Source organism: Photobacterium piscicola (assembly GCF_900166965.1).
In the GTDB taxonomy this organism is placed as follows: domain Bacteria; phylum Pseudomonadota; class Gammaproteobacteria; order Enterobacterales; family Vibrionaceae; genus Photobacterium; species Photobacterium piscicola.
The window spans coordinates 108,749-120,291 of sequence record NZ_FUZI01000003.1 but is presented as its reverse complement, the minus strand read 5'-3'; the positions used below and the strand labels follow the sequence as shown (position 1 = coordinate 120,291).

The window sequence follows — 11,543 nt, the reverse complement described above, 5'->3', positions numbered from 1 at the left end:
AAGTACTTAGGTACTTAGGTACTCTTATAAATAATAATATTTTATTGCTTTCAAATTGCTGTCTAATTCATAGACTAGCGGTACTCCAGTAGGAATTTCTATCTGTGTTATTTCATCATCAGCAATATCACTAAGATGTTTCATTAACGCCCGTAAACTGTTGCCATGAGCAGCAATAAGAATATCAGCTCCGCTGTTTATTTTAGGAACAATTTCCTCGCTCCAAAATGGTATAACACGTTCATAAGTGTCTTTCAGTGATTCGCCAACAGGTAATTCGTCAATAGTAAGATTTGCATATCGCTTATCGTTACCTGGGTAATAGTAACTGGTTTTATCAACGGCTGGTGGTCGTGTATCATAGCTTCTACGCCACGTAAACACTTGTTCATCACCAAATTTTTCTGCTGTTTCAGCCTTATTTAAGCCTTGCAAATTACCATAATGGCGTTCATTTAATTGCCAACAATGATCAACAGGCAACCATAATAAATCAAGCTCTTCTAAAACAATTGATAACGTTTTTATCGCACGGTTCAGCATTGAAGTATAACAAAAATCAAATTTAAAATTATTTTCTATTAATTTTTTACCTGCTATATGTGCCTCTGCTTCACCTTGTTCTGTTAATGGTATATTAGCCCAACCTGTAAAACGGTTCTCTTTATTCCACTGACTTTGACCATGACGGATTAAAACAATTCGAGTGTTTTTCATAGCAACCTCTATATTTTTATTTTTGATATTAAGATCGGCGCTAATTACTGTTATTGGGATATATGTGTTAATTAATAATCTTATTAATAGTAATTAAAAATAAAAAAACCTAGTATGAAACAACAATAAATAGTAAACAATTATTACCTTATCACGCTTTCATATGCTTCATTAGGTCATGATATTTATTAATAACGGGTTCTTAAATGCTAAATCTTATTGATAATCATTCTTATCTATACCAAAAAAGATACCACTCTCGTTTCATCATGGCAATAGCGCCAATACTGGTAAATTCCGTAGCAAGAGCTAAAAACAGAATAAATAAGAATAGCTACCCATTGATCAATATCAAAAGTAACAATAAGAATATGATTTTAAATGAATAATAATATTTTTGAGGTAAATAAAAAATAGATAATGCAATACAAAATTTATAGCTATTGTTGCAATAGCTAAAACCAATTAAACGTCTTAACATACTGATGCTAAGACGTTTAATTTATAAAAGTTAAGCAATACGCATTAACCCTTGCGCAAGATCATCAAGCAAATCGTCACAATCTTCTAATCCTATATGAACGCGTACCAATGTACCCTCGAAATCAACCTTACCCGCAGGGCGAATACGATTAAGTTCTTCAGGTTGATTGGCTAAAATAAGAGATTCATAGCCCCCCCATGAATACGCCATACTGAAATGTTTAAAATTATCTAAAAAATCCGCAATCTGATGACTATCAAGACGTTTTTTTAACACAAAAGAGAATAAACCACAGCTACCATTAAAATCACGTAGGAAAAATTCGTGCCCCTTACAGCTAGGTAACGCGGGATGGTTAACTCGTTCAACTTGAGGGTGTTGTGCTAACCACTCTGCAATTTTAATACTACTTTCATGGTGTTGCTTTAAACGCACTCCCATCGTACGTAAGCCACGGGCTGCGACATAAGCAGTGTCAGCGTCCACCATTTGCCCCATCAGATATGATCGTTCTTGCAATTGATCCCAGCAACGGCTATTTGCAACAGCAGTACCTAACATCGCATCAGAATGGCCCACAATATATTTGGTGCCCGCTTGAACAGATATGTCTACATCATGATCAAGTGCTTTAAATAACACTCCAGCAGCCCATGTATTATCAACAATGATCACCGCTTCAGGGTTAATCGCCCTAACCGCTTTAACAATAGCCGGAATATCTTGCACTTCCATGGTAATAGAACTTGGTGACTCTAAAAATACCACTTTAGTATTGGGCTGTACTTTGTCCGCAATACCAGCGCCAATGAGAGGATCATAATATGTAGTATCAACATTAAGCCCTTTTAATACCACATTGCAGAAATCTTGAGTTGGTTCATAAGCCGCGCCCGTCATTAACAAATGATCGCCCGCTTTTACAAATGCTAAAATTGAATTCGCTACAGCTGCCGCGCCACAAGGATAAAGATAACACCCAGCACCACCTTCTATTTCAACCATCGCTTGTTGTAATGAGAAATGAGTTAATGTGCCTCGACGACCATAAAACAATTCACCATTAGCACGATTGATCGTGGCTTGCTTTTTATCTGCGACAGAATCAAACACTAATGAAGATGCTCGTTGAATAACACTATTCACCGCTCCTAAACCAAATTTCTTCGATCTTCCTGCCGTAATCAGTTGAGTATTTATTTTATGACTAGACATGTTACTCCCTCAATGTGTCGTCAGTATGTTATTGAATATTCATTGTATAGCATGAATAACCGTATCTAACTAGAAACTAAAAGTTATTAATTACTACTCTTCGATCATCACAACAGAACTTTAATAATGTATATTGTTCATATTCTATATTGATGGTCATAATCCAATGAAAAAAATATATCATCTAATCCTGCTCACCATACTATTTTCTAGCCATGCTTTCGCTGAAAGTAATATCTGGTTAAATAGCAACAGTAAAAGCATTACGCCAAATGCAATAATAAAAAACAATCAAGTTTGGTTACCGACTAATGAAACTCAAACACCAAACTTTATTATTTTTCATCAAATGGATCAAAATAAGATCATTCAAGCATTAACGAATAACCAAGGTGTTGTGATCCTTAAAAACAACCATCTTTGGATTAATGAAACGAGCACTCAACCTCCATTTGCAATCTTGCGTAGTGGTAATCAAATTTGGTTACAAGATAATCATGGCACCGTTGCCAATGCAGTAATTAAACCTGATGGAACCTTATGGTTATCAACCAATAACAGTACAATTGCGAATGCTTATATTGAAGGCAATAATCAACGTCAAGATGGTTTCATTGTCGCTGCACTATTGTTATCTCAACAATTAGGCTAGTGTAATTGGTCGTTTTTCCTTAAAATACGCTATCGCAACATGTAATCACGTAAAAGAGAACAAAAATGATTAATAATGAACTAAGTGTTATCGATAGTCTTGAAGAACTAGAAGCTTTTTTGCTTTCAGTTGAAAACGGCGGTCTAGGTTTACAGGGTGTCGAAGGTATCGGTATGGCAACTAACAATACTGATGGTCGTCACTTTGTTGCTGTTTTTAATAACCAACATCAGCTTATTTATGGGCGTTGGGTGAGCGATGCTGTATTTGAAAACGGTAAAGAATTAGTGAGCAAAGGCCCCCGCCGCACACATTAATTGATACGATTATCTCTCTTTGATATACAAAAACGCTTGCTCAATAATGGCAGGCGTTTTTATCAATAAAAAAAACCAATATACAATGGTTTGCAATTTTATAAGTTAATAGACTATTATCAGACAATAATATAGAAATATATTCATCTTATAAATATCGTTATCCGTTTTAATATTAAATACATTATTTTTTACCTCTACGGCAAGATAACGCCAAACATCACTTATAGAAATATTAAGGACATTATCATGCCATTATCCTCTTACAAACCATTATTACCTTTGGTGATGATGGGTAATGCTCTTATCATTAGTTTTAACGTTAATGCTCAAGGTCTGCAATGCAATAGCCCAGCTTCTGCAATAGAAAAAACGATCTGCGCTTCCTCAGCATTAACCAAAATGAATAACCAACTTGAACAAGCGTATACACAATTAAAAAAAACACAGTCCCCTGTTGATCAAGTGGTAACAACAAATACGCAAAATCAATGGCATGAACATATAAAAAAACAATGCAACCAACAAAAATATATGGAAGGTTGTATTCAACTTAATATTCAACGCCAATTATATGATATAAAGCATAATGCAACAGCATTAATGACAGTAAGTAAAAAGTGGCAACGTTTAAATGGGTCATTACGAGAATATGCAAATAGCGTAAAAAATAATACTCAACAATGCTCAGGTATTACCCGTCGCCCTCCTAAAAATGTGACTCAATTAATTCCAAGTCAATACGTTTACGCTAAATCTTTGGTTAATGCTCAATGTGATACTGTAGTGAGAACATTCGTTGGATGCAGTGCACTTAAAAATAACCGTTGCAGTAACTGGCAGCTCAAGCTCGTTGCTTCTGATGCAAAAAATCAACATCCATATATTATTGGTACATTAGCCACCACTAGTAGAACAGGTAATAGTAGTGCTATCTTTATTCCTTATAAATTTAGTCCTAATGGTAAAAACATCATTCTAAAAGCGATGATGAGACCATCTGGTGCCGGTGGTGGTAATATTAATTATGGCTATGACGTACTTATTCATAATGATAAACAACAACTATCAACAACTACACAACATTATTTAGCACCGGCTAATGCACATTTCTATGCTAATGGTACCCGCGTTGCCTATTTAGAGAACTCCCCCTTATTACCTAACTACCCCCAACCAGGCGGTGGTTCTAATAACGGAAAACTAGTCATTAAAAATGTAAACACAGATCAAGTGTTAATGACGAAAGAGCACTCTGATACCAGCTATGCGATTAAAAATATCAACATAGCAAGTCACACAATGACAATCACTACAACCCAACATAGTTTTGGTAGTCAGTGCCCAAGAACAGAAGATTCTCTTAACTGTAGTACTCGCACTACGACCCAAGAAAAAATAACATTACCTTAATTGCCATAACTGTATTAGACATAAAAAAAACCGCATATTTGAAATAAATATGCGGTTTAAATTTAATAACTTAATTAGATAATGAATTTATTACGACGCTTGTAAATCAGCGTACTGATCAAGATCGGCAATAGTAACAGCCGTAATAAAGTTACCATCTAAATAAAAATTAACGGCATCACCTGCTTTTTCTCCACGTAATAATGTTGTTGTGCCATTATTGTGAGAAACCTGCATTTCTAAACTATTATCATCAAGCTGTTTAAACGTCGCCGCTTCAATATCACTTTGTTGAACACTAGCCAAAGGAACCGTGGTTAAAGAACGATCTAACATACTATTCAGTTTGATATATGTTTTTACTTTCATATCTGCAACGGCTGGTGATTTACCCGTAATTGGATTCTTACCCGTCCAAAACTCAATTGAGTTAAAGATAAATAAATCAGCAGCAGCTGCAATACCATATACAGGACTTAAGAGTACATATAATCCAGCACGCCCATAACGGTTATCAACAGCAGATAAGTTAGCTTTAGTCACGACCTTTGATACACCCATTTGACCAATACAGCCTGTAAGTGTTGTAGCCAATACTGTAATTACTACTGCTTTAAGTACAAATTTTTTCATTTAAAACCAACTCCGAACGTATAACTTGATGAGATCAAAAACGAGCGGATTATAGGGTTTTGAACATTGATTACGAGCAAATAAGTAATAACAAATGTTTCATTTGAAACAGCATTGTCACACTTTATAAATTCACTATTTATGCTTCATTATCACTATTTGAGAATCTAATAATTATTTTATAAAAAAAAAATAAAAAAATGAACTAATTATTTAATCAAAGTGATAATAAATTCAAAATAGCTATTAGATATACATAAGTTTCCCTTACTAAATTATATTCCAATAAAGAATTAATCAATACTTAATAGCACTTTTAATAGGTGTCCTATTTTTAATACAAAAACAATTTTTAGCTATTATTTTATTTAAAAAAAACAGAAGCATATTGTAGAATACACAAATATTCTGCTAGCTAATAACTTTAAAATGAATATAAAAATTCTTAGGCTTAGATATTCATTAAAACTGTCACAAAGTGATATGGCCTTGGCTTTAGGCATTTCTAGAAGTACCTTAGTTAGAATTGAACGTGGTGATATATCACCTAAAGCAGATATTATAAAAAAACTATCCATTTTATCAGGAAAGAACATCAGTTATTTTTATCACACGAAAGATAGACATATAGAAAAAATTCAAAATATTCTCATTGAGAAAAACGTTAGTAATGATATTTTATCATTATTAATCAAACAAATAGAAGAAGAGCTCATTAGCGACAGTTTATGATAGAAAGACATTATGATAAAAGCGTAGTTTCTGTAAAAATAATGCGAAACTTCATACAACAAAAAATATTAAATGATGATTTATCAGATATAGAACAACTTCTCGATCTATACTATTTAAAAATTAAAGAATTATCATCACTTATTGATTTAACATCTGGAGATGCCAACTAATTTACATGCATAACAATATAAAAACGGCTCGAATAGTATCAAAAATATCACAATTAGAAATGTCGGAACTGCTAAATATTTCAAGACAATCCTACATTGATATTGAAAATGGAACCCGAGTGCCACGGTCCGATATCTTATTTAATATATCTTTAATAACTAAAAAAAATATCACCTTCTTTTATAATGAGTGTCATCCAAACCAACTAGATACACTTATCTTTTTATTCCAAGGAAAAACAGATATAGAAAAAGCACACTATATTGAATTACTAGAGTTACTCATCGAACAAAACAAAAATAATCCTTTGTCTTAATGGCCAAAAATGAACAGCATTGCTACTCGAAAAGCACAAATTAAAAATGCGATTGCAACAGATAAAATACAACCGTTTATACAACCAATAGTTAATATAAACAAAAAGTTAGTTGGATTTGAAGTACTTGCTCGATGGATTGTATCTGAACACGAAATTCAATTACCCTTGAAATTTATCCCAATAATAAAAGATGATCAACCACTGTCTGAAAGTTTAACCATTAGTTTATTACAACAGCTCATTAAGCATTTTACAGTACATCAAAATAAGGAATTATTTCTATCTATAAATATTTATAGTCATAGTTTAACTATATCTGTAATTAATCTATTAACAGAATTAAATGTTTTTATTAATATTGTTATTGAAATATTAGAAAACGATGACATTAGTAATGCTAATGACTTTAAAATAATACTACATTATTTGAAAATCAAAGGTATAAAAATAGCACTTGATGATTTTGGTTGTGGTAATAATATCAATGATAGATTATTTGACTACCCTTTTGATTACGTCAAAATTGATAAAATGTTTGTCAGAAATATTGATAATGACGTTCAAAAACGAGAGTCCTTGCAGTCAATGATACAATTAATACATTACTTTAATTTACCGATCATCGCTGAAGGTGTAGAAAATGAACATGTTTTTAAAATATTAGCAACATTAGATATAGAAATGTATCAAGGATATCTATTTTCCAAACCTGTACCTCTAACTGATACGCAATATCAACAACCACTGTTAATAAATAGTAATTTAGAAAACAAATGACACTTTATTAATTACGGTGCTTTACTCTACTAAAATAGTATAATTAACAACAAAGCACCGCTAATCTTAAATACAATTTGACACACATAAAATCCCCCAAAGGCATATTGTGAGCATTTTATTTTACAGTAGCAACATCACGATCTGGTGTGCACAACATTGATTATGCATAATATATAAATAAAATCTTTAGATACTATAACCAAAAATGAGAATCACACTTAATGGAATAATATAGCATCGCTAACACACAAAATGACCTCTATTCTATGCTTTCAGTGATCATTCTTAAGTAAGCCTTAAGTTACGCTCAAGATAATAGCAGCATTCGTTATTTGACACAGAGTAAACAATGCGCAATATTTTCCACTTAAAAATGACAACTTTTATAGTATGGTTATCCCTTTATTTTTCATTATGTTTTAACTTTCCGACATTAGAAAAGATTTTCTCATTAAGTAATACAGTCTCTAATCCTGTATTTCCTTATACTGCGCCTATTGTTTTAACTGCTGCTTTTATCATCATTTTCAGCTGCTTATGTTGGCCATATATTTTTAAAGCCATCATGATTTTTTTAGTTATAACATCATCAATGGCTTTATTTGCTGAAGTCAATTACCACACCTTATTTGATAATGCAGTTATCGAAAGCATCTTCCAAACACGTTCAGATGAAGCACTATCGTATGTTAATTTGCACTCGATAACCTATATTATCGTATTTGGTTTACTACCCAGTATTTGGATCGCTTGTGTAAAAATCACTAAGCGTGAAAGTATTTTTAAAGAAATTATTGCTCGAATTATACTTATTGGCATTGCAACAACAGCACTGCTAATTATTGCTCTGACTAACTATAAAAGTTATGCCGCGGTTGGTCGTAATAATCATTATTTAAACCGTATGATCATTCCTGGTCATGTATACGCGGGCGGAAAATACTTATACAAAGAGTTTATTTACAAACCTCTACCCTACAAAAAACAAGGCTTAGATGCAAAACTACTGCCAACTAAAAACCACAAACCAACCTTATTTGTTATGGTGTTAGGCGAAACCGCACGTACTTATGATTACGCTTACAACGGCTATAAACGAGATACTAATCCTTACACTAAAAACGAAGGCATTATTTCATTTAAAAATGTTGAATCTTGCGGTACTTATACAGCACTATCTGTTCCTTGCATGTTCTCTAATTTAACGCGTGCTCACTACAATCAAGATCGCGCTTACAGCCAAGATAATGCCGTTGATATTATCCATCGCGCTGGCGCTGAAGTATTATGGATTGATAATGATGGTGGTTCAAAAGGCGTTGCAGCGAGAGTACCGTATGTAGCAACTGACACGTCACAACACAATCAATACTGTGATGGAACAAGTTGTTACGATGGCGTAATGCTAAAGAAAGCCGCTGATTTTATTAATAAAGACGATAAGAACAAATTATTAGTCTTACACTTAATTGGTAGCCATGGTCCAACGTATTTCCAACGTTACCCAAAACAGTTTGATCGATTCAAACCGTCTTGTAACCGTAGTGATATTGAAAACTGTACTGACCAAGAAATTAAAAACGTTTATGACAATACTATTCTCTACACCGACTATGTCGATGAACAAGTGATTAAATTATTGAAGAAAAACGAAGCTAAATACAATGTAGCAATGCTATATATGTCAGACCATGGTGAATCACTTGGGGAAAATGGATTCTATTTACACGGAGCACCTTTTCCAATCGCACCGAAAGAACAAAAACATGTACCATGGTTATTATGGATCCCAACTCAATATGCTCAACAAAAAGGCATTAATCTTAGTTGCTTAAGAAATAAAGAGGATATTGGCCATCTATCACATGACAATTTGTTCCATAGTCTATTAGGGCTTTATGGCGTCCAATCTAAAGTGATCAACCCCGCACTTGATATTAGCGCAAGCTGTAGAGTTCCATCTTAATCAACTAAGATAACATTATGATTTAATGTATACTTATACATCTCGTATAGGTATACATTTTCAATTTGAGTATATAATGAAGCTATTGATCATCGAAGATTCATCCGCATTACGCCGCAGTTTAGTTGTAGGATTCAATAACTTAGGCATTACAACTGATGAAGCTAGTAATGGTACTGATGGACTCAGCTTAGCACTCAATAATCCTTATGATATTATTATCTTAGATCTCATGCTGCCCGGTATCGATGGCATGGATATACTCAAGCAATTAAGAAAATCAGCGGTTCAAACGCGGATAATTATTTTATCAGCCAACAATCAGCGTCAAGATCGTATTGATGGTCTACTTCAAGGTGCTGATGACTATCTTACAAAACCATTCTCTTTTGATGAATTACATGCCAGAATCCTTGCTGTCTCCCGCCGTGGTTTAATTAATAACTTCACAAACACGATCACTATTAATGGCTTTATATTAGATTCAAATAAAATGACCCTACGTTATGAGACCACAGACATAGAATTAACACCGAATGAATTTAAAATAGTTGAATACCTTTTCAACCATAAAGATCAAGTGATGAGTACATCAATGATCAGCGATAATATTGCTAATAATTTTGATTATATCTCTAAAAATACTATTGAAGCGCACATATCAACAATACGTAAAAAAATAAAACTAAAGATGATTGATGCTACCTTTCCAATTAAAAACAAACGCGGTTTTGGCTATTATATTGAGGGATAAGTAATAATGAAAACACGCTCAATAAAAAGAAATCTCATTAATTCTATCTCAGCGATTTTTGGTTTATTTATTATCATTGTATTTACCTTTGTTGATGTCAGTGTTGATGACTGGGTTCAGCAACAATTCAAAATAGAATTAAAAGAAAAAACCAGCCAAATTAAAATCTTAGCTCATGAAGACATCACATCCCGACTGGATAATCCTGGGAGTAATTATGTTTATCAAATCTGGAAGAACAACCAAACAATCAAACGTTCAGCATCCCTTCGCCCTTATCCTGAATTAGACTTAGTTCATCCTAAAATCCCAGTAAATTCATATCGATTGGTTGATGTAACAATGCCAAACAATGAGTCAGGACAAGCACTACTATCTTCATATATTCAACGAAATAAAGATGGTTCAAGTGACTATATGTATATTACAGTCTCCACATCAACGAAGAGTCTGGATCGTATTACAGGTATATTAGATATATTACTCATTGGCAGTTTTTTATTATCTATGATAATCATGAGGATCGTTGCTAAAAAAATTGTTCAGCAAGGCTTACATCCTTTAGAATCGTTAAATAGACAAATTAAAAAATTCAACAATAATAACGCTTATTCAAATAGCAACTTTTCATTTTACGAGCAGAAACATTATTCAGAAATAGATTTAATCATTAAAGAATTAAATAACTTTCTTATAATTCATCGCAATAGTATTGAAAATGAAAAGCGAATCACATCTGATATTGCTCATGAGATAAAAACACCTATTGCAGAGCTCATTACGTTAACTGAAGTCCACCAGCGCTTTCCTAATGATGCTAGATTAGCAGAAACATTTACTGATGATATTTTACAGATTTCTAATAGAATGCGAGTCATTGTTGAAAATTTATTATTACTTCAACGTACATCATCAACCATTGAACTCTACAAAGAGCCAATTGATATCACCTTATTACTAAATAGCATTCAGCATGAACTTACGTTTAAATATCAAAATATAACTAATAGAATACAACTTAAAATACAACTAAATACAGTAATTATTGCCGATGAATTTAGCTTAAAAACCATTCTAACTAATATTATCGATAACGCATTATTTTACAGTCCATTGGCCTCAAACATTCAAATAAATGTACTAAATAATCAATACAATATCATTATCGAAGTGATCAATGTTGCAACGATTAACTATTCAGAAACTGAGATCAAAAAGTTAGTTCAACCTTTATATCAATACGATAGTTCAAGATCAGATGATAATCGCTACGGCTTAGGGCTATCTATTGTTAATAATATTTGTAAGATTAATCAATACCCATTATCAATCACACAAACAACAAAGGGTGATTTTATCGTTACAGTATCTATTGCTAAATAAAGAG

Annotated in this window: 12 protein-coding genes; 9 read left to right on the top strand and 3 right to left on the bottom strand. The window is 32.8% G+C overall.

Annotation, left to right across the window (positions count from 1 at the left end; all coding sequences use genetic code 11):
• Window positions 1–24: 24 nt before the first annotated feature.
• Both gpmA and metC read right to left on the bottom strand, forming a co-directional pair.
• A complete protein-coding gene (gene gpmA, locus CZ809_RS09530; protein ID WP_080157306.1) occupies window positions 25–717 on the bottom strand; it encodes a 2,3-diphosphoglycerate-dependent phosphoglycerate mutase in 693 nt (230 codons plus the stop codon).
• A gap of 511 nt (window positions 718–1,228) precedes the next feature.
• Window positions 1,229–2,416 (bottom strand): cystathionine beta-lyase, encoded by a 1,188-nt coding sequence (gene metC / locus CZ809_RS09525; RefSeq protein ID WP_080157305.1) that lies wholly within the window; start codon window positions 2,414–2,416, stop codon window positions 1,229–1,231.
• Window positions 2,417–2,582: 166 nt separating this feature from the next.
• Here metC and CZ809_RS09520 point away from each other — a divergent pair, with 166 nt between their 5' ends.
• The 3 genes from CZ809_RS09520 (at window position 2,583) to CZ809_RS09510 (ending at window position 4,798) form a co-directional block, all read left to right on the top strand.
• Window positions 2,583–3,068: a hypothetical protein gene (locus CZ809_RS09520; RefSeq protein WP_080157303.1), complete on the top strand. Its 486-nt coding sequence runs from the start codon at window positions 2,583–2,585 to the stop codon at window positions 3,066–3,068.
• A 68-nt stretch (window positions 3,069–3,136) separates the two neighbouring features.
• Window positions 3,137–3,385, top strand: coding sequence for a hypothetical protein (locus tag CZ809_RS09515; RefSeq protein ID WP_080157766.1), 249 nt, complete (start codon window positions 3,137–3,139; stop codon window positions 3,383–3,385).
• Window positions 3,386–3,634: 249 nt separating this feature from the next.
• On the top strand, window positions 3,635–4,798 hold the full coding sequence (locus CZ809_RS09510) for a lysozyme inhibitor LprI family protein (protein ID WP_080157302.1): 1,164 nt from the start codon (window positions 3,635–3,637) through the stop codon (window positions 4,796–4,798).
• Between the two features lie 90 nt (window positions 4,799–4,888).
• Here the strand turns inward: CZ809_RS09510 and CZ809_RS09505 are convergent, their stop codons facing one another.
• Window positions 4,889–5,431, bottom strand: coding sequence for a DUF3332 domain-containing protein (locus tag CZ809_RS09505; protein ID WP_080157300.1), 543 nt, complete (start codon window positions 5,429–5,431; stop codon window positions 4,889–4,891).
• Window positions 5,432–5,860: 429 nt separating this feature from the next.
• Between CZ809_RS09505 and CZ809_RS09500 the strand changes: the two genes are divergently transcribed.
• From CZ809_RS09500 to CZ809_RS09475, 6 genes are all read left to right on the top strand, one after another.
• The gene (locus CZ809_RS09500; protein ID WP_080157298.1) at window positions 5,861–6,163 is read left to right on the top strand and encodes a helix-turn-helix domain-containing protein; all 303 of its coding nucleotides are present in this window, start codon (window positions 5,861–5,863) and stop codon (window positions 6,161–6,163) included.
• 178 nt (window positions 6,164–6,341) lie between these two features.
• Window positions 6,342–6,653 carry a helix-turn-helix transcriptional regulator gene (locus tag CZ809_RS21550; RefSeq protein ID WP_080157297.1) on the top strand — a complete coding sequence of 104 codons (312 nt, stop codon included), beginning with the start codon at window positions 6,342–6,344 and terminating at the stop codon, window positions 6,651–6,653.
• 9 nt (window positions 6,654–6,662) lie between these two features.
• Window positions 6,663–7,433, top strand: a complete 771-nt coding sequence (locus tag CZ809_RS09490; protein WP_080157295.1) for an EAL domain-containing protein — start codon at window positions 6,663–6,665, stop codon at window positions 7,431–7,433.
• 376 nt (window positions 7,434–7,809) lie between these two features.
• Entirely contained in the window at window positions 7,810–9,402 is a 1,593-nt protein-coding gene (locus CZ809_RS09485; RefSeq protein WP_080157765.1) for a phosphoethanolamine transferase, read from the top strand.
• A 76-nt stretch (window positions 9,403–9,478) separates the two neighbouring features.
• A complete protein-coding gene (locus CZ809_RS09480) occupies window positions 9,479–10,156 on the top strand; it encodes a response regulator transcription factor (RefSeq protein WP_080157294.1) in 678 nt (225 codons plus the stop codon).
• Window positions 10,157–10,162: 6 nt separating this feature from the next.
• Entirely contained in the window at window positions 10,163–11,539 is a 1,377-nt protein-coding gene (locus CZ809_RS09475; protein ID WP_080157292.1) for an ATP-binding protein, read from the top strand.
• Window positions 11,540–11,543: the final 4 nt, after the last annotated feature.